This is a genomic window from Nocardiopsis sp. CC223A, from assembly GCF_030766825.1.
Classification (GTDB): Bacteria; Actinomycetota; Actinomycetes; order Streptosporangiales; family Streptosporangiaceae; genus Nocardiopsis.
This window is the reverse complement of sequence record NZ_JASFDV010000020.1, coordinates 13,811-35,161: the sequence shown is the minus strand read 5'-3', so window position 1 is coordinate 35,161 and position 21,351 is coordinate 13,811. Positions and strand designations below refer to the sequence as shown.

24 protein-coding genes, 1 pseudogene and 2 CRISPR repeat arrays are annotated in these 21,351 nt (G+C 71.4%); of the genes and pseudogenes, 20 read left to right on the top strand and 5 right to left on the bottom strand.

The window, feature by feature from the left end; translation table 11 throughout:
- Positions 1-175 precede the first annotated feature (175 nt).
- The 6 genes and pseudogenes from QJS33_RS10685 to QJS33_RS10665 all read left to right on the top strand — a co-directional run bounded on the left by QJS33_RS10685 (position 176) and on the right by QJS33_RS10665 (position 3,899).
- Positions 176-667 (top strand): recombinase family protein, encoded by a 492-nt coding sequence (locus tag QJS33_RS10685; RefSeq protein WP_306367749.1) that lies wholly within the window; start codon positions 176-178, stop codon positions 665-667.
- Entirely contained in the window at positions 649-774 is a 126-nt protein-coding gene (locus tag QJS33_RS10680; RefSeq protein WP_306367748.1) for a hypothetical protein, read from the top strand. The genes QJS33_RS10685 and QJS33_RS10680 overlap by 19 nt, the downstream gene beginning before the upstream one ends.
- Before the next feature lie 70 nt (positions 775-844).
- Positions 845-1,078 (top strand): annotated as a pseudogene (locus tag QJS33_RS31380) (aminoglycoside phosphotransferase family protein); the annotation flags it as partial.
- A gap of 104 nt (positions 1,079-1,182) precedes the next feature.
- Positions 1,183-1,671, top strand: coding sequence for a phosphotransferase (locus QJS33_RS10675; protein WP_306367747.1), 489 nt, complete (start codon positions 1,183-1,185; stop codon positions 1,669-1,671).
- Between the two features lie 367 nt (positions 1,672-2,038).
- Positions 2,039-2,959, top strand: a complete 921-nt coding sequence (gene bla / locus QJS33_RS10670) for a class A beta-lactamase (RefSeq protein WP_306367746.1) — start codon at positions 2,039-2,041, stop codon at positions 2,957-2,959.
- 178 nt (positions 2,960-3,137) lie between these two features.
- Entirely contained in the window at positions 3,138-3,899 is a 762-nt protein-coding gene (locus QJS33_RS10665; protein WP_306367745.1) for a hypothetical protein, read from the top strand.
- Positions 3,900-3,927: 28 nt separating this feature from the next.
- Here QJS33_RS10665 and QJS33_RS10660 read toward each other — a convergent pair whose 3' ends face one another.
- Positions 3,928-4,677: a response regulator gene (locus QJS33_RS10660; RefSeq protein ID WP_306367744.1), complete on the bottom strand. Its 750-nt coding sequence runs from the start codon at positions 4,675-4,677 to the stop codon at positions 3,928-3,930.
- An 82-nt stretch (positions 4,678-4,759) separates the two neighbouring features.
- Positions 4,760-6,394 carry an ATP-binding protein gene (locus tag QJS33_RS10655; protein ID WP_306367743.1) on the bottom strand — a complete coding sequence of 545 codons (1,635 nt, stop codon included), beginning with the start codon at positions 6,392-6,394 and terminating at the stop codon, positions 4,760-4,762.
- A 168-nt stretch (positions 6,395-6,562) separates the two neighbouring features.
- Here QJS33_RS10655 and QJS33_RS10650 point away from each other — a divergent pair, with 168 nt between their 5' ends.
- The 4 genes from QJS33_RS10650 to QJS33_RS10635 are packed head-to-tail and all read left to right on the top strand — an operon-like array spanning position 6,563 to position 10,896.
- A complete protein-coding gene (locus tag QJS33_RS10650; RefSeq protein WP_306367742.1) occupies positions 6,563-7,627 on the top strand; it encodes a tripartite tricarboxylate transporter substrate binding protein in 1,065 nt (354 codons plus the stop codon).
- Positions 7,624-8,295, top strand: a complete 672-nt coding sequence (locus QJS33_RS10645; protein WP_306367741.1) for a tripartite tricarboxylate transporter TctB family protein — start codon at positions 7,624-7,626, stop codon at positions 8,293-8,295. Before QJS33_RS10650 ends, QJS33_RS10645 begins: the two co-directional genes overlap by 4 nt.
- Positions 8,296-8,319: 24 nt before the next feature.
- Positions 8,320-9,870, top strand: a complete 1,551-nt coding sequence (locus QJS33_RS10640; RefSeq protein WP_306367740.1) for a tripartite tricarboxylate transporter permease — start codon at positions 8,320-8,322, stop codon at positions 9,868-9,870.
- 36 nt (positions 9,871-9,906) lie between these two features.
- Positions 9,907-10,896, top strand: coding sequence for a tripartite tricarboxylate transporter substrate binding protein (locus tag QJS33_RS10635; protein WP_306367739.1), 990 nt, complete (start codon positions 9,907-9,909; stop codon positions 10,894-10,896).
- Between the two features lie 282 nt (positions 10,897-11,178).
- Here QJS33_RS10635 and QJS33_RS10630 read toward each other — a convergent pair whose 3' ends face one another.
- A complete protein-coding gene (locus QJS33_RS10630; protein WP_306367738.1) occupies positions 11,179-12,636 on the bottom strand; it encodes a hypothetical protein in 1,458 nt (485 codons plus the stop codon).
- Between the two features lie 292 nt (positions 12,637-12,928).
- Positions 12,929-13,385: a CRISPR direct-repeat array (repeat unit 29 nt; unit sequence GTGAGCCCCGCGCACGCGGGGATGGACCG).
- A 281-nt stretch (positions 13,386-13,666) separates the two neighbouring features.
- Between QJS33_RS10630 and QJS33_RS10625 the strand changes: the two genes are divergently transcribed.
- From QJS33_RS10625 to QJS33_RS10615, 3 genes are all read left to right on the top strand, one after another.
- Positions 13,667-13,876, top strand: a complete 210-nt coding sequence (locus tag QJS33_RS10625) for a hypothetical protein (RefSeq protein ID WP_306367737.1) — start codon at positions 13,667-13,669, stop codon at positions 13,874-13,876.
- A 184-nt stretch (positions 13,877-14,060) separates the two neighbouring features.
- Entirely contained in the window at positions 14,061-14,951 is an 891-nt protein-coding gene (locus QJS33_RS10620) for a radical SAM/SPASM domain-containing protein (RefSeq protein ID WP_306367736.1), read from the top strand.
- An 8-nt stretch (positions 14,952-14,959) separates the two neighbouring features.
- Positions 14,960-15,739, top strand: coding sequence for a protein kinase (locus QJS33_RS10615; RefSeq protein ID WP_306367735.1), 780 nt, complete (start codon positions 14,960-14,962; stop codon positions 15,737-15,739).
- A gap of 168 nt (positions 15,740-15,907) precedes the next feature.
- Here the strand turns inward: QJS33_RS10615 and QJS33_RS10610 are convergent, their stop codons facing one another.
- Positions 15,908-16,084: a DUF397 domain-containing protein gene (locus QJS33_RS10610; protein WP_306367734.1), complete on the bottom strand. Its 177-nt coding sequence runs from the start codon at positions 16,082-16,084 to the stop codon at positions 15,908-15,910.
- Complete coding sequence (locus tag QJS33_RS10605; protein WP_306367733.1) at positions 16,081-16,917, bottom strand: Scr1 family TA system antitoxin-like transcriptional regulator; 837 nt, start codon at positions 16,915-16,917, stop codon at positions 16,081-16,083. Before QJS33_RS10605 ends, QJS33_RS10610 begins: the two co-directional genes overlap by 4 nt.
- 188 nt (positions 16,918-17,105) lie before the next feature.
- Between QJS33_RS10605 and QJS33_RS10600 the strand changes: the two genes are divergently transcribed.
- From QJS33_RS10600 to QJS33_RS10575, 7 genes are all read left to right on the top strand, one after another.
- Positions 17,106-17,576 (top strand): ATP-binding protein, encoded by a 471-nt coding sequence (locus QJS33_RS10600; RefSeq protein WP_306367732.1) that lies wholly within the window; start codon positions 17,106-17,108, stop codon positions 17,574-17,576.
- Between the two features lie 14 nt (positions 17,577-17,590).
- Complete coding sequence (locus QJS33_RS31375) at positions 17,591-18,238, top strand: helix-turn-helix domain-containing protein (RefSeq protein WP_372339634.1); 648 nt, start codon at positions 17,591-17,593, stop codon at positions 18,236-18,238.
- Positions 18,235-18,432: a helix-turn-helix domain-containing protein gene (locus QJS33_RS10595; protein WP_306367731.1), complete on the top strand. Its 198-nt coding sequence runs from the start codon at positions 18,235-18,237 to the stop codon at positions 18,430-18,432. The genes QJS33_RS31375 and QJS33_RS10595 overlap by 4 nt, the downstream gene beginning before the upstream one ends.
- 172 nt (positions 18,433-18,604) lie before the next feature.
- On the top strand, positions 18,605-18,844 hold the full coding sequence (locus QJS33_RS10590; RefSeq protein ID WP_306367730.1) for a hypothetical protein: 240 nt from the start codon (positions 18,605-18,607) through the stop codon (positions 18,842-18,844).
- The gene (locus tag QJS33_RS10585; RefSeq protein WP_306367729.1) at positions 18,834-19,400 is read left to right on the top strand and encodes a hypothetical protein; all 567 of its coding nucleotides are present in this window, start codon (positions 18,834-18,836) and stop codon (positions 19,398-19,400) included. Before QJS33_RS10590 ends, QJS33_RS10585 begins: the two co-directional genes overlap by 11 nt.
- 122 nt (positions 19,401-19,522) lie before the next feature.
- Positions 19,523-19,726, top strand: a complete 204-nt coding sequence (locus tag QJS33_RS10580; protein WP_306367728.1) for a DUF397 domain-containing protein — start codon at positions 19,523-19,525, stop codon at positions 19,724-19,726.
- An 88-nt stretch (positions 19,727-19,814) separates the two neighbouring features.
- Positions 19,815-19,976: a DUF397 domain-containing protein gene (locus QJS33_RS10575; protein ID WP_306367727.1), complete on the top strand. Its 162-nt coding sequence runs from the start codon at positions 19,815-19,817 to the stop codon at positions 19,974-19,976.
- 56 nt (positions 19,977-20,032) lie between these two features.
- Positions 20,033-21,278: a CRISPR direct-repeat array (repeat unit 29 nt; unit sequence CGGTCCATCCCCGCGTGCGCGGGGCTCAC).
- Positions 21,279-21,351 lie beyond the last annotated feature (73 nt).

Below are 21,351 nucleotides of genomic sequence, written 5' to 3'. Positions count from 1 at the left end.
GGTTTACTGCCACGGCACGATGGTTGTGCCATAAGCGCAGCGCTTCAAAAAACCTTCGTTCTCTGAAGCCCTCAGCGGGCTGACTTCGGAACCCGCCCAGAGCCTTCAAGCACCCCTTCAGAAAACCGTGGTGTTCAAGAACCCCCATCAGCCGTTTTCTGAGAGGATCGGGAGCATGGACCCGTTCCCGGACCCGCTCGCGGCCGAACCGGTCGTGCTCACCGGGATCCGCATCGGCTACGCCCGCATCTCCACCCGCGAGCAGAAGCTCGACCGCCAACCGGACGCCCTCACCGCGGCCGGGTGCCGCCGGATCTTCGCCGACACCGAGTCGGGCCGCACCGACGAGCGCCCCGAGCTGAAGACGTGCCATGCCTTCCTCAATCCCGGCGATTCCCTGGTCGTGTCCTCCCTGGACCGCTACGGCCGCTCCCTCCAGGACCTGGTGACCATGGTCGCCGACCTGCGCCGCCGCGAGATCGGCTTCACCTCCCTGCACGAGCGACTCGACACCACCCCCGGCGGGCGCCTGGTCTTCCCCGTCTTCGCCGCCCTGGCGGAGTTCATCCGCGAGCTCATCGTGGCCGGCACCCGTGAGGGCCTGGCCGCCGCGCGGGCCCGCGGCCGGGTGGGCGGCCCCGCCCGAGTGTGGTCAACGCCGACCTGATCCGCGCGGCCCGCGACATGCTCCCCAACCCCGAGTACTCGGTGACCTCCATCGCCAAGCTGCTCGGGATCAGCCCGGGGACGCTGTACAACCACATCCCGACCTGAAGGAGCTACGGGCCGCTACCGCGATAAACGCCCCACCTCCGAGTTCTTCCATGTGAGAGGACCCACGGCCATGGCCCCCACCTTGTGGAGCACCCATACGATCGAGTTCGGCTCGGACACGGTGACCAAGCGGTTCCGACCGGGCTGCCGTGAACGGTGCATCCGGGAATGGCGTGCGCTCACGTTGCTGGCCATGCACGCGCCGGGGATAGCCCCCGAACCCCTATCGGTCGACTTCGATACAGCCGAGCCCGTGGTGGTCATGTCCCGGCTGGACGGCGAGCCACTGCGCAGCCGCGCCCTGGATCCCGCGCGCACGCGAGCCCTGGCCCGGACCGTGGCCGAACTCCACACGGCACTCCCCATAGACCTACTCGGCCGGGTCCCCCTCGCCCCGGACGGCCGCAGGTGGTCGAGGAGTTCGTGCGCACCTGGGCTCCGCGCATCCGCCCCGGCCTCACCGGCGATACGGCCCGTGCCATGGACGAAGGACTCACCTGGGCGGCCCATGCCGTCTGGGAGGGCTCGGCTGAGCGGCTCTCCCCATCGGTCTTCGGCCCTGGCGACGGGAACCTCGCCAACTATCTCTGGGACGGTTCCCTGGTCCGTGTGGTCGACTTCGAGGACTCCGGCCGAAGTGACCGCGTCTTCGAGTTGGCGGAGATCACCGAGCACGTGGGGAGCTGGGTGGAACAGCCTTTGGACGTGGCAGCCTTTCTGAGAGGGTTCGACCTCACCTCCGTCGAGACTTCAAGGCTTCGCGAATACCGACGCTTGCTGGCTCTGGTGTGGTTGGTGCTGCTGTGCCGCGACGCGAAAGGGGAGAGGCGGAACCCGCCAGGCACGGTGGACCGCCAGGCCAAAAGACTCACAGACCTGTTCCAGGCCGACACATGAGACCTGAGGTACTGACACCTTCGTGCGGACCGGCCTGCTCCAGCGCCTGCCGAACCGTCGCGGAATTCTTCGGCCTGTCCGCGGACACCGTGGCCGAACTGCGCAGAGCCCGGGCAAACCGTGGACGTGGGCTCGGGAGCTGGGCGTGCCCCTCGAACAGGTGCCGGAGAAGGTACCGAAGCCGAGTCCTGCAAAGATCCGGTCGTTGAAGAGGAATCCACCCGGCTGGGCGAAGCCCCGGCAGGGATGATCGGGCAGGTGTACACGCCGGGGCGTCGGCATCGTCGACAGCACACCCGGCAGCCGCGAGACTTCTGGGAGTCACCGTCCGCATACGGGGAGAAGGTGTTCCACGGTGCCGTGGTCCATGACTCGCAACGTTGCATTGGCGGTGCTGGTCCCGGTCGCGCTGGTGCCGCTCACCGGCTGCTCGTCCGCCGACGTCCCGGCCGCACCCACCGCCGCGCCCGCGCCGCCCGCGGCGCCCACCGAGCCGCCCCCTCCACTCCGCATGGACTCCGAGTTCACACGCCTGGAGGAGGAGTTCGACGTCCGGCTCGGCGTCTACGCACTCGACACCGGCACCGAGCAGGCGGTGGAGTTCCAGGCCGACGAGCGGTTCGCCTACTGCTCCACCTTCAAGGTCCTGGCCTTCGGCGCCGTACTCCAGCAGACGCCCATCGACGAACTCGACCGGGTCGTCACCTTCTCCGAGGCCGACCTGGTCTTCCACTCCCCCGTCACGCAGGAGCACGTGGCCACCGGCATGACGCTGCGCGAGCTCGGCGACGCCGCGCTGCGCCACAGCGACAACACCGCCTCCAACCTGCTCCTTGAGGAGTTGGGCGGCCCGGAGGGACTGGGCGAGGCCCTGCGGGAACTCGGCGACGACGTCACCAGCGTGGACCGGTTCGCACCGGAGATGGCCGAGGCGGTTCCGGGCGATGTGCGCGACACCAGCACCCCACGCGCACTCGCCGGAAGCCTGCGCGAGTTCACCCTGGGCGACGTTCTGCCGGAGGACCGACGGGACATCCTCGTCACCATGATGCGCACCAACACCACCGGCGACGACCTGATCCGGGCCGGGGTCCCCGAGGGCTGGGAGGTCGGCGACAAGACCGGCGCCTGCGGCTACGGGACCCGGCACGACATCGGTGTGCTGTGGCCGCCGCAGGGCGCCCCCGTCGTCCTGGCGGTCATGTCCGGCCGCGACGAGGCGGGCGCGGGGTACGACGACGCCCTCATCGCGCGGGCCACCGAACTGGCGGTCCAAGCCCTCGGATGACGAACAGGCCCCGGGCGGCGTCGGTGCGCCGCGGCCGGGAACCCCGTGCGACCTGCGACGATATCGGACCCCTCCACCTATACCGCGAGAGGGCCCGCAGTCGTACTGTGGAATCAGCCTTCTGTGTCCGGCCCGCACGGACGCCCGGGCCGGGCCCCTCGATATGGAGGTGGACACGATGTCCGCACCCGTTCGCGACCGGTTCCGGGCCGCCGTCATGGTCATCGCCCCGGTGGTGCTCCTGACCGCCTTCCTGTACCACCCGTACGTGCCGGGCCCCGCACCGACCCCGGAGGCCATCGCCCCGCTCGTGGAGGCCGACACCGCCCACTGGGCCATGGTGCACCTGTTGACGATCGTGGCCTTCGCCCTGTTCGTCCTGGCCTTCCAGGCGCTCCGCGGCCTGTTGCGGAACGCCGGCGAGGAGCGGTGGAGCTCCTTCGCGTTCCCGCTGGTCATCGTGGGTCTCGTGCTCCTCGCCGGGCTGCCCGCGATCGAGATGGCCGTCGCTGCGGCCGTCCAGGCGGGGGTCGACACCGTGGCGATGCTGGAGGCCGTGCAGCCGTGGTTCCTGACGCTGCTGGTGAGCGGTTCCATCGCGTTCGTGCTCGGAGCGCTGGCCTTCGCGATGGGGATCGCCCGCTCCGGGATCATGGGCCGGCCGATGACGGCGGTGGTGACGGCCGCGGTGATCGTGATGGCCGTGGCCGTCGCGGCTCCGCCCTTCGCGTTCTTCTACGTGCTGGGCGTCGCCTCGATCGTGGCGTTCTGGCCGCTCGCCTGGCAGGCCGTGCGGTCCGGGGCCAGGACCGGGACCGGGACCTCGGCCGGGGCAGCCGGGGCCGATCGGGCCGCGGGGACGCCCACCGCCCCGCGTCCCCGCGCCGCCGAGGACAGGAGCGCCCTGCGCAACCTCGTCCGGTGGAGCCAGCACCACTGACCCCGGCTCCGCACCGCCGACGGGCCCCTCAACCCGACCAGAGGTAGCGCCGTTCGGGACGGCCGGCCGTCCCGTAGCGCAGCCGCACCTCCACGCGCCCGGAGTCGGCGAAGAACTCCAGGTAGCGGCGGGCGCTGACCCGGGAGATCCCGGTGACGGCGGCGCACTCGGTCGCCGACAGGTCCTCGGCGCCCCCGTCCTCGGCCCCCCGGTCCCCGGGCCGGGCCGCGCGCTCGCGCAGCGCACGCTCCACCAGGCCGGCGGTCTGGGTGGTCAGCCCCTTGGGCATCTTCTTGGCCGTCCGGCCGGGTGCCCGGCCCGTCGGCCGGGCCGCGCCGAACGCCCGGTCGACGGCCTCCTGGTCGGCCGCGCCGCTGTTCTCCAGGTCGCGGCGCAGCCGGGCGTAGTCGCGCAGCCGCTCGATCAGGAGCGCGGGCTCGAACGGCTTGATGAGGTACTGCACCGCCCCGCCGCGCAGCGCGCGGCGGACGGTGGCGCCGTCCCTGGCCGCGGTGATGACCAGGACGTCCACCTCCGGCAGCTCCAGGCCGCCGGATCCGCGCAGGTCGCGCAGCACGTCGATGCCGTTCATGTCGGGCAGGTAGATGTCCAGCAGGACCAGGTCCGGGCGCAGCCGGGAGACCATCTCCAGCGCCTCGGCCCCCGTCGTGGCCTCGCCGACGACGGTGAAGCCGGGGACGCGCTCCACCAGGCCGCGATGGATCCGCGCGACCATGAAGTCGTCGTCGACGATGAGCGTTCTGACCTGCGGATCCATGGTCCGGTCCGCTGTCGCCTCCGGTGCGTTCAACGTGTACCTCCGGTGTGGCGCCGTCCCGGGCGGTGGGGGATGGTCGGCATCAGGGCGTCCCTTCGGGGTCGAACGGGCCATCGGTCGGGCTCTGGGGCGGGATCTCGTTCAGGACGGCGGTGAACTCCGAACCGGAGACGGTCGCCGACCCGCCCCGGCGCGCGCAGACCAGTCCGACGATGGCCAGGCCCAGGCCGCGTTTCCGCCCTGATCCGCCCTTGGTCGTGTATCCGTGCTGGAAGACCTCGTCGGCGAGTTCGCTGGGCACGCCCGGTCCGGAGTCGCGGACCGCGACGCGGACCGGGTCTCCGCCGCCGCCGACGACCTCGACCTCGACCCAGGGGCGTTCGGCGCCCCCGCCGGTCGAGGCCACGGCGTCCAGAGCGTTGTCGACCAGGTTGGCCACGACGGTGACCAGGTCGTCGGACAGCTCCTCCGACACCGGGTCCAGGCCGGTCCGCGGGGAGACGCGCAGCCGTGTGCGCTGTTCGTCGGCGAGGCTGGTCTTGGCGATGAGCAGCGCGGCCAGCGAGGGATCGTTGACACGGCCGGTGACGTCGGCGCTGAGCTGGGCGCGGGCCCCGCCGACCTGGCTGACGTACTTGGCGGCCTCGCCGTATTCGCGCAGCTCCAGCAGCCCGGAGATGACGTGCAGCCGGTTGCTGAACTCGTGCGCCTGGGCACGCAGGGTCTCGGTGGTGGTCTGGCTGGTGTCCAGTTCGTGCTGGAGTTCGACCAGGTCGGTGCGGTCCCGCATCGTCGTCACGGACCCGGCGGGGCGCCCCGCGGTCATCAGCGGCATGCGGTTGAGGGCGACCAGCCGGTCGCCCAGCACCACGACGGTGTCGCGCCCCCGGACCCGGCCCAGGAGCACGTCCTCCAGCTCACCGCCCACGTCCAGGTCGGCCAGGGTGGCGCCGACGCAGTCGGGCGGCAGGCCGAGCAGGCGGACCGCGGCGTCGTTGGCGAGCGTGACCCGGTGGCCCGCGTCCAGTCCCAGGACGCCCTCCTTGATGCCGTGCAGCATGGCCTCGCGGTGTTCGACCAGCCGTGCGATCTGGTCGGGCTCCAGGCCCAGGGTCTGGCGTTTGACCCGGCGGGACAGCAGCAGGGACCCGGCCACGCCGATCACGCTGGCGATGCCCAGGTAGACCAGCAGGTTGGGGGTGGCCAGGGCCAGGAGCTCCCACGTCCCGGGGTAGTCCGTGCCCGCGACCACGACGCCGAGGATGGTGCCGCCCTCGCCGATGACCGGGACCGCCGCGACCACGGCGCGGTCGCCCTCGATCTCGGTCACGCCGGTCCAGGCGCGGCCCTGTAGGGCGGAGGCGAGGCCGGGGTCCTCCCGGGGCGCCTCGCCCTCCGGGCCGGAGTCCAGGGTCAGGGCCCGGCCGCCGCTGTCGTGGACGACGAGGTGGTCGGCGCCGGAGAGCGCGCGGACGCTCTCCGCGTGGGGCGCCAGCACCTCCGGGCGGCCGGAGGTCTCCAGCCCCGCGCGGATGATGTCGCGTGCGGCGGTGCTCTCGGCGACCGAGAGCATGCGGCGGCTCTCGGTCTGGCGCAGACGGGCGTCGGACTGGGCCATGGACACGGCGGCGACCACGACCAGCACGGTGACCACGATGGCCAGTTGGAGGGCGAGGAACTGGCCGGCCAGCGTCGTGCGCGGTGCCCCGAACCTCATCGGCGCGACGCCCTCCGCACCCGCGTGAACACAACGACCACAAGGTTCCTTAGGACCAATGCCCGCACAAAAGACACAACACTTCTCACCCGTATTTCCCTCTGTTTGCCTGTGTGTTGCATCACACACAACCGGAACATACCCGGCCACATCCCCTACGGAGAAATCATGTCCCTCCTGACGAAGACGCATGTCGGTCCCGGCACCCCCGGTTCGGGCACGTTCCGCCGCGCGCCCGGGTTCCGCGCGGCCGCGGTCGCCGCGGCCCTGCCCCTGCTGCTCGCCGCCTGCGGCGGCACCGACGACGGCGCCACCGGCGGCACCGCCGAGGACGGGACCTGGGCCCCGACCCAGGCGATCGAGATCACCGCGCCGGCCGCCACCGGCGGCGGCTGGGACACCCTCGCCCGCACCAGTGCCCGCCTGCTGGAGGAGGAGGGGCTGGTCGACCACTCGCCCCAGGTGGTCAACAAGCCCGGTGCCGGCGGCGCCATCGGCTGGGGTTACATCGCCAACAACCCCGGCGACCCGCACAAGCTGTTCGTGACCAGCCCGCCCATCCTGCTGGTGCCCATGGCCGGCGACTCCGACTACGACCACGACAACTTCACGCCGATCGCCCGCCTGGCGACCGACTACATGGTCTACCTCGTGGCGGCCGACTCCGACATCGAGACCTTCGCCGACCTGGCCGAGCAGGTGGAGTCGGGCGCGCTGAGCGTCGGCGGCGGCTCCGGCCCCGGCAGCATGGACCACGTCGCCCTGGCCGGCGCCCTCCGGGCCGCCGGAGCCGACGCCACCCAGGCCAACTACATCCCCTTCGACGGCGGGGGCGAGGCCCTGACCTCCCTGCTGGGCGGTCACGTGGACGCGGCCGTGGTGGGCGTCGGAGAAGCCCTGGGCATGCTGGAGTCGGGCGACCTGCGCGCGGTGGGCGTCTCCTCGGCCGAGCGCGTGGACGTCGTGGCGGAGGTGCCGACCCTGGTGGAGCAGGACATCGACTTCACGTTCGACATCTGGCGCGGTGTGATGGGCCCGACGGACCTGACCGAGCCGCAGATCGCCTACCACGAGACCCTCTTCGCCGACCTGATGGAGACCGAGGCCTGGAAGGAGGAGTCCGCCCGTCTGGGCTGGACGGACGCCTACCAGGACAGCGAGGAGTTCGGGGCGTTCCTGGACGACACCCGTGGCGAGTTCGCCGAGATCCTGACCGAGGTCGGCCTTCAGTGAGCGAGAAGAGCACAGCGCGCGGGAGCGCGCCCGCGACGGGGGCGGCCCCGGGCCGCCCCCGAAAGCCCCGGGGTTCCAGGGTCCCCGTCCTGCCGGAGCGGGCGTTCCGGTTCTCGCCGCGCACGCTGGGAGTGGTGATCGCGCTGTTCGCGATCGGCTACCTGGTGCTGGCGTTCCAGATGCCCGACTACACGGCGGTGCAGGTCCCGGTCCAACCCGCGACCCTGCCGCGCTGGCTGGGCGCGGTGCTGCTGGTGCTGGCGGTGCTGCTGTTCTTCCAGCGCCCCCAGGCGGACGGGGAGCCCGAGGCCGCCCCGGTGGCGGAGGCCGCCGAGAGTGCGTCCGGGAAGTCCACGGACGCCGACGCGGACACGGACGCCGACCCGTCCGCGGACACGGCGAAGGGCGAGGCCCGGCTGGGCCGCTTCGAGGACACCCGGCTGGAGATCGGCCTGTTCGTCGCCGCCCTGGCGGCCTACGCCGCGCTGTTCGAATTCCTGGGGTTCATCCTGGCCACCGCCCTCTACCTGGGATCGATGACCTGGTATCTCGGCTACCGCCGCCACCTGGTCAACGCCGTGGTCGCCATCGCCCTGCCGTTCGCGCTCTACGCGGGCATGACGTGGGGCCTGGATGTGGCGCTGCCGACCGGCCTGCTCCCCTTCTGACCCGAAACCAAGGAATTCCCACTCATGGGCATGCTCGACCAACTCATGTACGGGTTCAGTATCGCGCTGACCCCGGAGAACCTGCTCTACGTCTTCATCGGCGTCCTGGCCGGAACGGTCATCGGCATCCTGCCGGGGCTGGGGCCGATGAGCGCGATCGCGCTGATGATCCCCATCGCCTACGGCATGGACCCCACCTCGGCGATCATCATGCTGGCCGGGGTGTACTACGGGGCGATCTTCGGCGGATCGACCTCGTCCATCCTGCTCAACGCACCGGGTGTGGCCGGAACGGTCGCCACCTCCTTCGACGGCTACCCCATGGCCCTCAAGGGCCAGGCGGGCAAGGCACTGGCGATCGCGGCGATCTCGTCGTTCGTCGGCGGCACCATCGGCGTCGTGGGCCTGATGGCCATCGCGCCGAGCCTGGCGTCGTTCGCCGTCAGCTTCGGCCCCACCGAGTACTTCGCGCTGATGGTGCTGGGGTTGACCGCGGTGGTGTCCCTGGGCGGGCGCAACCTGACCAAGGGCCTGATCTCGGCGGTGGTCGGCGTGATCATCGCCCTGGTGGGCATCGACTCCCAGACCGCCATCACCCGGTTCACCTTCGACCGGCCGGAGCTGTACGAGGGTGTGGAGTTCCTGATCGTGGCGCTGGGCGTGTTCGCGCTGGCCGAGGTGCTGGTGATGCTCAGCCGGCGCGGCAAGGGCGGCGTGCGCAAGTCCGTGACCTCGCTGCGGCTGTCCCGCGGTGAGCTGGCCCGGATCACCCCGCCCGCGCTGCGCTCCTCGGTGCTGGGCTTCTTCACCGGTGTCCTGCCCGGGGCCGGGGCCACGGTGGCCTCCTTCCTGGCGTACTCCGCGGAGAAGAGGATCGCCCGCGACGGCAAGACCTTCGGACAGGGCAACATGAAGGGTGTGGCCGCGCCCGAGGCGGCCAACAACGCCGCGGCGGTGGGGTCGTTCGTGCCGCTGATGACCCTGGGCGTGCCGGGATCGGGCACGACGGCCATCCTGCTGGGCGCGCTGATGGTCCTCGGTGTGCAGCCGGGACCGACGATGCTGACCGACGACCCCGGCATGTTCTGGGGCGTGGTGGCGTCGATGTACCTGGGCACCGTGGTGCTGCTGGTCCTGAACCTGCCGCTGATCCCGGTGTTCGCCAAGGTCCTCAACACACCCAGGACGATGCTCCTGCCGCTGGTCGTCGTATTCTGCGTGGTGGGCGTGTACGGGCTCAGCTTCAGCGTGTTCGACCTGGGGCTGCTGGCCGCGTTCGGCGTGATCGGCTTCCTGATGCGGCGCAACGACTTCCCGGCCGCGCCGCTGATCCTGGGCCTGATCCTGGGCGGGCTGATGGAGACGAACATGCGGCGGGCGCTACAGATCTCCGGCGGTGAGTGGTCGGTGTTCGTCACCGAGCCGATCTCGGCCGGTCTGCTGGCCCTGGCCGCGCTGTCGCTGCTGCCGTCCCTGGTGCGCGCGCTGCGGCGGCGCCCGTCGGCGGGCACGCCCGCCGAGGTGCCGGCGCCCGCGGACGGGCCGGAGGAGCAGGCCCCGACGCCGCGCGGCTGACGGACGGTCGAGGGGGACGAGGAAGAAGCGGGCGAAGTGGACGAGTACGACCGGGTGGCCGGGACGCACGCGATGAGTCGCCGTGCCGTCCTGGCCGCCGGCCTCGTCCTGGCTCTGGCGGGCTGCCGGGAGCCCGGACGGCAGGACAGGATGCGGATCATGGTGCCGACCCCGCCCGGCGGCGGGTTCGACCACACCGCCCGGACCCTGGCGGCCGTGATCGAGGAGACCGGGGCGGTCTCCGACGTCGCGGTCTTCAACCTGGCGGGGAGCACGGGGACCGCCGCGCTGGCCCGCCTGGTGTACGAGCGCGGCTCGGCGGACCTGCTGTTGCAGATGGGGCTGGGCCTGGTCGCCAACACCCACGTCGACTCCGCCGCCGACTCGGTCACCGAGGCCACCGCGCTGGCCCGCCTGATCGAGGAACCCGAGGCGCTGCTGGTCCCGGCGGACTCGGAGTACGCGACCATCGACGACGTGGTGCGGGCCTGGCGGGCGTCCCCGGGCACGATGCGGATCGGCGGCGGATCGACCCCGGCCGGGCCCGACCACCTGGTGACCATGCTGCTGGCGGAGGAGCTGGGCATCGCCCCCGCCGACGTGGTGTACCGCTCCTACGACGGCGGCGGCCCGATGCAGGCCGCGCTGATGGGCCATGCGGTCGACTTCGCCGCCGCGGGGCCGAGCGAGCAGCGCGCGGCGATCGACTCCGGCCAGTTGCGGGTCCTGGCGCTGACGGGGCCGGAGCCGGACCCGGGGATCGACGCGCCGACGCTGGTGCAGGCCGGGATCGACCTGGAGTTCATGAACTGGCGCGGGCTGCTGGCCCCGCCCGGCCTGGCCGACGACGACCTCGCGTGGCTGCTGGCGCTGGTGGAGCGGGTGCACGCCTCACCGGAGTGGGAGGAACGCCTGGCGCGCAACCGGTGGACCGACGCCTACCTGGCGGGCGGGGAGTTCGCCGCGTTCCTCGCCGAGGAGGACGAGCGCACCGGGCGGACCCTGGAGCGCATCGGCCTGGCCTGAGCCCGCCCCTGTCGGTGATCCCGCACCCCGGGTCATCCCCGCCGGTCCAGGAGCTTCCGGGCACGGACCGGTCCCCCGGTGCGCGAAAGCGCCCCCCGCTCGCATCGAAACGGAGCCGGCGCCGCCCGCCCGCTGTCGGGAGGGTGGTCAGATGGTGTCGCACCGAGTGGTGTGACTTCGTTCGACCCCCGGGCACCAGAGGTAACGGCGCGCTGGTCAGCGATTTGTTCTTGTTCGAACAACCGTTGTTCTCACACCACTCCACGGGACATGACCGGGTGGTCATGCGGCCGCCGGGGACACACCTGCGACACGTCTTCCGCAGGCGGGGCAGGGAACGGCGATGACGTCTCGGCCATCGGCGGTCAGGCGCGGCACGGTGCGGTAGCGGGGCGAGTCCCGGTCGGGGTTGCAGCGTTCGTCGTCGCACTTGGGGGCCGTGAAACCGGCGTCGGCATCGGGCGGGCCGAGCCAGGACGGGAGCGCGCCGCCGCCGGGGGAGGGCGGGTGGACCACCTCCCCGGGTTCACCGCGGCAGGGACCGCCGCACAGGCAGCACGTTCCGCCGGGGACGTTGCGCACGCTCGGATGCGCTGGGCAGGTGCCGGTGGCCCGGCCCTGCCCGTCCACCGTGAACTCCAGGCGCCGGGCGAAGGCGTCCGGGGACGGCGAAGGGCTCGGAAGCTGCTCCCGCAGCAGCGTGCGGGTGTTCCACGCGCGCACGGTTTCGGGGCAGGCCAGCCGGGCGCGCAGGGCGGCGAAGGGCCGCGCGGTGTCCTGCCAGCCCGCCAGCGCGGTACCGAGTTCGGACTCCCCGACTCCCGCCGCACGCAGCTCGGACAGCTTTCGGGCGAGCACGGCGCGGTCGCGTTCCGGGTGGCGAAGGGCCGCGTCCGGGATGAGTCGGAGCAGGTCCAGCGCCCACGCGGGCGGTCTCCGCCAAGGGGTGCGTGTCCCGGTTTCGGGCACCTCCACCGGCGGCCGGGGCGGCACCGGCCGCACGATCTCCGGACCCGTTCGGGGCGGCTCGGAACCGGGGCGGTGCGCGTCGGGCGCGGTGCGCGGGCGCGGGACCGCCGACCCCGGGGTGACCCGCCCGCGGACGGGATCCGGAGAGGGGTCGTGGGGGCGGGGGTCGGGAGAGTGGGGGTCTGTAGGTCGATCTGGACTGTCGCGGGGGGTCGGGCTGACCGGTCGCGGCAGGTCAGGATGAACTGCCGTGGGCAGGTCGGGCCGGTTGGCGGGGGTCAGGGGTTCTTCGCCCAGCAGGGCGCGCGCCTCGTTGATCCGCTCCAGCGCCGTGTCGGTGTAGGCGCTGGCGGGGATGAGCAGTTCCAGCACGTCGGGGAGGTTGTCGGCGCGCATGCGCCCGGCTGCCAGGTCTGGGGCGAAGAACCCGTGGACCTGCTCGCGCGGGAGCTTGCGGACGATGCCCGCGGAGACGAGGTCGTCGAGGGCGCGCTTGGCGGTGGACAGGCTCAGCAGGGGTTCGGCCCGTTCGACCAGGGTGGCCTGGGACATGAAGCACCAGCGCCCGTCCCGGTCGACGGCGTCGGCGATGATCATGGCCACGGTGTGCGACCGGAGAGTGGGGAACGCCTTGGCCTTGAAGGCGAGGGCGGTCCACAGGACGGGGGAGAAGCCCGGCACGTTCATCGACGCGGGCGGACGTTTGCGGTGAACGGGGACATCGGGCGCGTCCCCGTTCCGGGCGCCGGGCGCCATGGGACTAGGATTCATGCCTAGCCGCCTTCCTGCGTTCTCAGGTAGGTCGGTCAGGGGCCGTTCGGTGTTGGTAGCACCGTGCGGCCCCGCTTTTCGAGTGACGCGGAGTCACGTTGTGGATGCAGTCTAGGGCCCACCGGGCGGTCCGGGGACGCGAACAGCCCCTTCCGCGGCCGCTACGAAACCCGGGTCGGCCGGGAGTGGCCTTGCGTCGGCCTTCATGCCACAGTGACTGAAGACCGCGGTCGACCCCGCCGGTCGAATGTAACGCGGAGATAACGCCCCGCGTTTGTCCAGGTCGTTAGCTGTGAGCCCCGCGCACGCGGGGATGGACCGGTGGCCACCATCGTGCTGCCCGTCCTGCTCGCGTGAGCCCCGCGCACGCGGGGATGGACCGGCGGATGTGACCGTGCATCAGGTGGATGCCCGGTGAGCCCCGCGCACGCGGGGATGGACCGCCGCGGACGACGTGTGGAACCGCCCCCTCACCGTGAGCCCCGCGCACGCGGGGATGGACCGGCCGCCCGCCGAGTGCGCCGCCGCCTTCGGGCGTGAGCCCCGCGCACGCGGGGATGGACCGGCGGCGCCCCCGGCAAGGGTGCGCCGCCTTCGGTGAGCCCCGCGCACGCGGGGATGGACCGGGCGGCGGCCGTGGCCTGTCGGCGGACACGGTGTGAGCCCCGCGCACGCGGGGATGGACCGGGCGGCGGCCGTGGCCTGTCGGCGGACACGGTGTGAGCCCCGCGCACGCGGGGATGGACCGTGCCCCAACATGGGCGGGGGCGTTGCCGTGTCCGGATTCAGCCAACCCGATGGCAGGGCATGCCGTGTGGGTTACGGTGCCGGTGTGGTGCCTCACACCGCACGAAGGACCCAGGAATGAAGCAGATAGGATCTACCGCAACCATCATCCCCCCGACCGCTGGCAAGCACAGCCCGCCCTGCCCCAAGAGCAAAGACGGCAAACACGACTGGATGTACTCCGGCATGGCGAACATCTACTTCTGCACGCTGTGCTCAGCCACCGAGGAGAGGAAGTGACGGCATGGCCGGGATCGGGGTCGTAGACCACCCGCACGTGTGGTTGGAACGCTCCGACCGGCGGGAGTGCATGGCCTGCGAAGCCACCGAACCCCTCCCCGCCGCCCCCGAAGTGTGCTCGTTCGACGGTCTGCGGCACGATGACTTCCCCGGGCCGAACTTCGTGGACCGGTGCGCGAAGTGCGGGAGGCTCCGCGAGCACGGCACTCTCTGACCGGGTTCCCCTCCCGGCCGCCCCTGGGCATGAAGCGTCCAGGGGCGGTTTCGTTTGATCCCGGTCTGGAGCGCGATCACCACCGTTGGGTGTCCGGACTCAGCCAACCCGGTGACACAGGGTGCTTTCCGGGTTACGGTGCCGGTGTGGTGCCTCACACCGCAACCCACAGGAGGAATTCCCTGTGACCATAACCGAACACTCCCCCACCACCACGGCCCCGCCCGTGCGGATGCTGTGGCTCGACCTCACCCGCAAGTGCCAGCTCGAATGTGTGCACTGCTACAACGAATCCGGGCCCACCGGCGACCACGGGACCATGACCCGGGCCCACTGGTTCACCGTCGTGGACCAGGCCGCCACCACCGAGGTCGAACACATCCAGCTCATCGGCGGCGAACCCACCCTGCACCCCGACGCACTCGCGATCGCCCGCCGCGCCCTGGCCACCGGCCTCCACGTCGAGGTGTACTCCAACCTCGTCCACGTCTCGGACGCCTGGTGGGAACTGTGGGCCCACCCCCGGGCGTCCCTGGCGACGTCGTACTACAGCGCGGACCCGGACCGGCACAACGCCATGACCGGCCGCCCAGCATCCCACCGGCACACCCGGGCGAACATCGCCCGCGCCGTCGAACGGGGTGTGCGTCTCCGGGTCTCGATCATCACCCCGAACGGGGAGGGTGTGGAAGCCACCCGGGCCGAGCTGGAAACCCTCGGTGTGACCCACATCGGTGTGGACCACGTCCGCCTGTTTGGGCGCGGCAACCCCACCGAGGGGACCGACGTGTCCGGGCTGTGTGGCGCCTGCGGTGACGGGCGCGCCGCCATCAGCCCGGACGGCACCGTGTCGCCATGCGTCATGTCGGCGTGGATGGGTGTCGGCAACACTCGGGAAGCACCGCTGGCCGGTATCCCCGCCGGGGCGCCGATGGCCCAGGCCCGCAACGTGATCACCGCAGCCAAGAAGGACGAACCGGCTCCGCAACCCCCGCCCCCGAACCCGATTCCCTGCTCACCCGACCAGTACTGCTCACCGGGAACCCCCCGAAGCGAGTGCCCACCTCGGAACTGAGGCCGCCGATGACACCTGAACTCGAAGAGCTGATCACCCCATGCGTGGGGAAGATCAAGCAAACGAAGCCGGTCAACGCGGGTCACAGCAATGCCATCACCGTTATCGTCACCGATTCCGAGGGGCGAGAAGTGTTCGTCAAGGCAGTACCGGACCAGCCCGGAGGGCGCCTTGATGAACACCTCCGGGAAGCCGAGATGGCGGCGCACAGCGGCGGCCTGTCCCCCGCCCTGTTGTGGCAGATCCGGGGGAACGGGTGGGTGGCACTGGGGTTTGAGAAAGTGGAGGGCCGCTACGCCGACTTCAACCCCGGGTCGGCGGATCTGCCTCTGCTCGCGGACGCCCTCAACGCCATCGCTGCCCTCCCCGTTCCAGCGAACGCGGTCGGGTGGGAGGAGACCCGGTGGGACCGGTTCACCCCCGAGGAGGATCGCCACCTCCTGCGCGGGGACGTACTGACGCACACCGACCTACACCCCAGGAACATCCTGATCTCCCCCGAGGGACGGGTGTGGTTGGTGGACTGGTCCTGGCCTACCCTCGCCTCCCCGGTGGTCTCCCCGACGTGTCTGGCGGTGCAGCTCGTGTCAGCGGGCTACCCGCCGGCCGAGGTGGAGAGCTGGGTGTCCGGGGTCGAGGGTTGGAAAGGCAACGAGGCCGCGGTGCGGGTGTTCGCGCGCGCGGACGCGATGCTCCAGCGTTCCTTCGCGACTCGGTGGCCTGAGGAGAGCTGGTTGGAGGCGATGGCGGAGGCCGCTGAGGCGTGGGCGGCCCACGTGGATACCTGACCGGTCGGGGTCTGCCGTTGGTGGCCCTGGATGGGTTACCGTTCCATGGAGTCCCCACCCTTGCGGCAGGGTGCCGGTGACCCCGCGGTCCGGGGTTGCTGGCCGCCGCGAACACGAAACCGGCCCCCGCCATCATCCCTGGCGGGGGCCGGTCCTGTCCTGCTACAGCTACTTCGCGAGGGCGCCCATGAGTGCGGCCCACTCCCCGGACTCGAACGCGAGGTGACCCAGCTCCCGGTTCTGCGTATCGCGGACCGCGGCCTGGTCAGCCATAAGCCGCGCTTCCACGCAGTTCCCGCCTGTGCCGTTGCTGTAGCTGGACTTCTCCCAGCCTTCGGTCATCATGCGATCATGCCTCGAATCTCTTCCATCCTGACGCGGGACTCAGGGACCGGCAGTGCAGCGCTCCTCAGCTCCGCAAACGTGTGCTCGTAGCTTGCCACAACGTCCGCCTGCTTCAGGACAAACCCGGTCTCCTGGCTCTCCACGTATGCGAACGTCCCGGTATCGGGAACTTCCATCAGCGTAAACGACCCTCCCAGTCCAGCATGGCCCTCGGCCCTCAGCGGAATGATCTGAATCCGCAACCGGGGCTGCCTGGACAGGTCGATGAGGTGCTGGATCTGGACGTCCATCACCTTCGGGTCTGAGAACTGCCTCAACAGCACAGACTCGTCTAAAAGGGCTGTCACCGCAGGTGGATGGGCCCGCGCTAGGAGTTGCTGCCGGTGTTGGCGGGCCGCAACCGTTTTGTCGATGTGTTCGGGGGCCGCCTTTGGTCGAGCCAAGGTGCTGATCGCCCGCACGTACTCCTCGACTTGGAGGAGCCCCGGTACGAGCCCGAGGGCGTACTCGCGGATCTCCTCGGCGGTCTGCTCAGCTTCGGCTACCTCGCGGAAGTAAGCGCTGGTGCCGCCGTCAGAAAACGCGGCGTCCCATGCGCTGGTGAGGACCCCTCTGGCGTTAAGAGCGGAGTCCAGGCGGACAATATAGTCCCGCTGTGTCCCTTTTTTGCCGCGCTCGATATCGCTGATCGTGCTCTGGCCGACTGTGGAGAGCGCGGTCAGCTCTTGTTGCGTTAGCCCAGATCGGGACCGCAGTTTCTTGAGGAGCTTGCCGAATCGCTCCCGGGATATCTTCAGGTCTTCGTCGGACATGCCGCCCAGCTCCGATCTCATATCTGAGATTATGGCTGCTTAAGGAAAATCTACCGAGGATGACGATAAGCATAGACCGAGGGCTAGGCGGGTTGGCAAGGTCTGTGATGGAGGGGCTACCGCCAGGAACGCGAAAAGCCCCGGCGGCCGAAGTCGTGAGCGGTCGCCGAGGCTCATGCCCCACCCCGAAACCCCCGAGGTGAAACGACATGCAGTGTACCGCCAGCGGACCACCCGCTCCAGGCCGAACCCCCCTCCCCCGCCGACTGCGCGGCACCCCCGCAACCTCCCGGCTCCGCATCCCCGGCACCCGCGACCAAGTCGCCGTCGCCCGCCGGTGGGTCGCCGCGACCGCCCACACCCACCACGAGGCCATCCGCGACCGGGCCGTCCTAGTCGTGTCCGAGGCCGTCACCAACGCGATCCTGCACAGCCGGTCGGGGTTGCCCGGCGGAACGGTCCTGGTCGAGGTCACCCGCACCCCGTACCTGGAGATCCGGGTCACCGACCAGGGCCCCAAAAACCCGGCCCGGCCCACTGTGCCCGGCGTGCTCGCACCCGACCCGCTCCGGCCGTCCGGAAACGGGATGCGGCTCATCGACGAGCACACCGCGTTCTGGGACTGGGACGGGCGTGTTGGCGGCCCCATCACCCTCATCGCGGCCATCCGAAGAACCTAAAACGTGCGGCGGCGATGCACCCCACCGGCCGGTCCCTCCGGGGGCTTGGGGTTCCCGCCGCCGCACCCCGCCGGGCGGTCTGGGGAGATGCGCCCGGCCGGTGGGGGCAGCGCACCGGCACCCGCGCTGCCCCCGCCCCACACACCGGCCGCACCGCACCCCTCCGGGTTCCTGTCCCTGACCTACAGGGGCGTGGTGCGGCCACCCGGCCCCGCATACCGGGTGAGGCACCACACGGGGCCGGGGTGGGGCGGCAGGAGGCTGTCACCTGCCGCCCCACCACCCAGACGTCCGGCCGGGCCCTCCCCTGTCCCCGCAGGAACCGGCCGGAACGAGCGGGCCGCCGACGGGTGGCCCGGTCCGCCCCCTACGGGTGGGGACTCACGGGGGCGGGCGGCGGGGCGGGGGTGCCGCGGTTCCCCCGCCCCGCCTACCCCCAGGAGTGGACCGTGGACGACGAGTGGCTGACGACGAGGCAGGTAGCGGAGATGTGGGGGGTGACGGTGCGAACGGTCCAGGGCTGCCTTCGGCGGGGTCATGCGCCTGCTGTGCGTCGGGGTGACCACCGGTGGTGGATGCGTCGCCAGGACGCGGAGGAGGCAGCCGAGAAGATTCGCGCCGCCCGCGCCCGCACAGCGCCCGAGGAAACGAGGAGCCGATGACCGATCAGCAACCACCGCCGCCCGAGCTGATGACCCCGGAGGAAGTCGCGGCCCGGTTCCGGGTCGACCCGAAAACGGTGAAGCGGTGGGCGCGGGTCGGAATGCTCCCCAGCGTGCGGACCCCCTCCGGCAAGTACCGGTTCCACCGGGAGGCCGTGAACCGGCTGTTGAGGCAGACCGGAGCCACCTCATGACCCCCGCCCGCCCGGAGGTACCCCAAGGCCCGGGCGGGTGGGCACCAACCGGCCGCGCCCTGTCAAGGGGGGCAGGGGCGCGGCCACCCCGGGCGCACCGTCCGCGCCCCTGGGGGGCCGGGGTTGGGATGGCCCCGACACCCCCACCACAACCACGGAGAGGAGGAACCCCATGCCGCACCGGTTCGGTGACCCGCCCGGTCCGCCGGCCAACACCTGCGCCGGGTACCTCGCGGCACGGTGGGGTCTTCCGGTCTCGCCTCCCGTATGGAGCATCCGGCAGCGCGAGGACCCGCTGATCCAAGCAGCCCAGGCCACCGACCCGAAACCCCCGCCCACCGACGACGACATGGGCGAACTCGCCCACCTCATCCGCATCTGGACTACCCGAGGAGCCCGCCGTGCCGCATGACCCCATGTACCCCGGCGAGGTCGGCCGCGTGCTCGGGGTCGACACGGACACGGTCCTGCGGTGGGGAGTCGTCGGCCTGGTCGGCCTGGTCGAATCCACGGTGCCGACCAGCCCCCTGGTGGGCGGGTCTCCGGACGAGGAAGGTCGGTACCTGGCCGTGGAGTACGACACGGTGTACGCGCTCGTCCACGACGGCGGCCCTCGCAAGTCGGCCGGTGCCCGTGCCCTGGTCCGTGAGGCCGGGATGTGGTGGAACGCCGCCGACAAGCGCCCGCCCGTGAAGCGCCGGAACCTCACCCCCGACCTGGAGGTGTTGGACGCCGCCGAGCTGGCCGAGGTGGCGTTGTCCGAAGCCGTTGTGCACGCCAGTAGAAGCGCCCGGCCGGTGTGGCCGCTCCTGTGTACCGCCCACGAAACCGCGGTGGCCGGGGGGCGCCCGGACCTGGAACCGATCCTGGCCGGGTTGGGCAAGGAACACCCAGCCGAGCCGTGGGGGATACGGGTGAGCGCCGATTGGATGCGCCCCGGGTCGTGGTGGGAGCGCCGCACGGCATGAAAAGCGTCCCGCGCCCTGCTGGAGACCGCCAGAGGGCGCGGGGTTGGGGCCCGCATCAAGGGGTCCCGCCCCGGCGGTTGGCGCCGCCGGGTTCCACAAGGGATACACACAGGAGGGTACGCATGAAACTGACCTACACCCAGGGCCGGAAGTCACTGCCTGTCGGGCAGCGGGTGAAGTCCGAACGTTCGCAGGGCGCTACGAACTGCGCGACCGCACTGCTCGACACCACCGGGACGGTCGAGATGGGCGACACCCAGAACCCGACCGCGGCCCTGTTGTTCCCCGGCGGGGCGTGGGCGGCCCTGCTGAAGACCGCCGTCTGAGCGGCCGGAAGCTCGGACCGTAGCAGCGGGGGCGCCGCGCCTCGTGGCGCCCCCGCCCTCCATCCGGACCGGAGAAAGGAAACACCCCATGAAGTGGCACAAGTCGACCTACAGCTCGGGGGCGCAGAACTGTGTCGAGGTCGCCGAGGGAACCGTCACGGCCGTCCGCGACACCCGAAACCGGGAGTTGGGGCACATCGAGTTCCCTGGTGGGGAGTGGGTTGCCCTGCGGGTGTGTCTGGTCGCGTAGCGGTATGAGCTGAGCTCAGGGCTGGTGGGAGCGCGCTCTCCCACCAGCCCCGCGAACGGCCCATCCCCGCGTGCGCGGGGCTCACGAGTTCCACGCCGCCCACCCGACCATGGAGCGCGGTCCATCCCCGCGTGCGCGGGGCTCACAGGACGTGGCGGTCCCGGCGGCGACGCCGTGACGGTCCATCCCCGCGTGCGCGGGGCTCACCGTTACGCGGGATGGGACCGGATTCAGTCGTTCGGTCCATCCCCGCGTGCGCGGGGCTCACCCGCTCCGGTGTCCGGCTCAAGGGCCGTCTGGAGGTCCATCCCCGCGTGCGCGGGGCTCACTCACCCCCTGTTTCCCCGGGGGTGTGTCCCCCCGGTCCATCCCCGCGTGCGCGGGGCTCACAGGGTCCCCTTGCGGTGCTCGATGCGCCGGGACGGTCCATCCCCGCGTGCGCGGGGCTCACTCGCACCGGCATTCCATGCGTCGATCGTGGACGGTCCATCCCCGCGTGCGCGGGGCTCACGTCTGCCCCTCCTGAGACGTCGATGTCCACGGCGGTCCATCCCCGCGTGCGCGGGGCTCACCGTTCCCCGGGGGCGGTGTGTAGTTGTGCTTCCGGTCCATCCCCGCGTGCGCGGGGCTCACCGAGCTCCCGGACGAGACGGCTCGCGTCGATCGGTCCATCCCCGCGTGCGCGGGGCTCACAGGGCGTCGGCCATGTCGGAGAGGTCCTGGTGCGGTCCATCCCCGCGTGCGCGGGGCTCACTCGCCGAGCTCGACGGCGTCGATGACGCGGCGCGGTCCATCCCCGCGTGCGCGGGGCTCACCGCCGCAGCTCAGTCAGCCCGTCGATCTGCTCCGGTCCATCCCCGCGTGCGCGGGGCTCACAACCCCCCAACAGGGGGGCGCAGGGTGCGCGGCGGTCCATCCCCGCGTGCGCGGGGCTCACCCGGCGCTGCTCACGCTGGGCCTGACGTGCGGCGGTCCATCCCCGCGTGCGCGGGGCTCACCAACGGTAGAAGGTGGGGAACCAATTCGCTGGCGGTCCATCCCCGCGTGCGCGGGGCTCACCCCTGCGGCTACCGGCCGCCGAGCTGGTAGCCCGGTCCATCCCCGCGTGCGCGGGGCTCACTCAAGAAGAAGGTGGAGGAGTGGACGGCGGCCGGTCCATCCCCGCGTGCGCGGGGCTCACGACCAGCCGCAGGAACGCCGCGTGCCCCTCCACGGTCCATCCCCGCGTGCGCGGGGCTCACAACAGCCCCAACACCCGGTAGTACGGGACCCGCGGTCCATCCCCGCGTGCGCGGGGCTCACAGTTAACGACCTGGGCAAACGCGGGGCGTTATCTCCGCGTTATGTTCACTTTGGTGCGGCTCAAGCCGATGCC

Coding starts and splice junctions, on each gene's coding strand:
- QJS33_RS10610 (WP_306367734.1), bottom strand. CDS start 16,084: ATGATGACCGAAGGCTGGGAGAAGTCCAGCTACAGCAACGGCACAGGC.
- QJS33_RS10580 (WP_306367728.1), top strand. CDS start 19,523: ATGAAACTGACCTACACCCAGGGCCGGAAGTCACTGCCTGTCGGGCAG.
- QJS33_RS10595 (WP_306367731.1), top strand. CDS start 18,235: ATGACCGATCAGCAACCACCGCCGCCCGAGCTGATGACCCCGGAGGAA.
- QJS33_RS10630 (WP_306367738.1), bottom strand. CDS start 12,636: ATGAATCCTAGTCCCATGGCGCCCGGCGCCCGGAACGGGGACGCGCCC.
- QJS33_RS10575 (WP_306367727.1), top strand. CDS start 19,815: ATGAAGTGGCACAAGTCGACCTACAGCTCGGGGGCGCAGAACTGTGTC.
- QJS33_RS10660 (WP_306367744.1), bottom strand. CDS start 4,677: ATGGATCCGCAGGTCAGAACGCTCATCGTCGACGACGACTTCATGGTC.
- QJS33_RS10665 (WP_306367745.1), top strand. CDS start 3,138: ATGTCCGCACCCGTTCGCGACCGGTTCCGGGCCGCCGTCATGGTCATC.
- QJS33_RS10655 (WP_306367743.1), bottom strand. CDS start 6,394: ATGAGGTTCGGGGCACCGCGCACGACGCTGGCCGGCCAGTTCCTCGCC.
- QJS33_RS10685 (WP_306367749.1), top strand. CDS start 176: ATGGACCCGTTCCCGGACCCGCTCGCGGCCGAACCGGTCGTGCTCACC.
- QJS33_RS10650 (WP_306367742.1), top strand. CDS start 6,563: ATGTCCCTCCTGACGAAGACGCATGTCGGTCCCGGCACCCCCGGTTCG.
- QJS33_RS10605 (WP_306367733.1), bottom strand. CDS start 16,917: ATGAGATCGGAGCTGGGCGGCATGTCCGACGAAGACCTGAAGATATCC.
- QJS33_RS10625 (WP_306367737.1), top strand. CDS start 13,667: ATGGCCGGGATCGGGGTCGTAGACCACCCGCACGTGTGGTTGGAACGC.
- QJS33_RS10590 (WP_306367730.1), top strand. CDS start 18,605: ATGCCGCACCGGTTCGGTGACCCGCCCGGTCCGCCGGCCAACACCTGC.
- bla (WP_306367746.1), top strand. CDS start 2,039: ATGACTCGCAACGTTGCATTGGCGGTGCTGGTCCCGGTCGCGCTGGTG.
- QJS33_RS10640 (WP_306367740.1), top strand. CDS start 8,320: ATGGGCATGCTCGACCAACTCATGTACGGGTTCAGTATCGCGCTGACC.
- QJS33_RS31375 (WP_372339634.1), top strand. CDS start 17,591: ATGCACCCCACCGGCCGGTCCCTCCGGGGGCTTGGGGTTCCCGCCGCC.
- QJS33_RS10600 (WP_306367732.1), top strand. CDS start 17,106: ATGCAGTGTACCGCCAGCGGACCACCCGCTCCAGGCCGAACCCCCCTC.
- QJS33_RS10615 (WP_306367735.1), top strand. CDS start 14,960: ATGACACCTGAACTCGAAGAGCTGATCACCCCATGCGTGGGGAAGATC.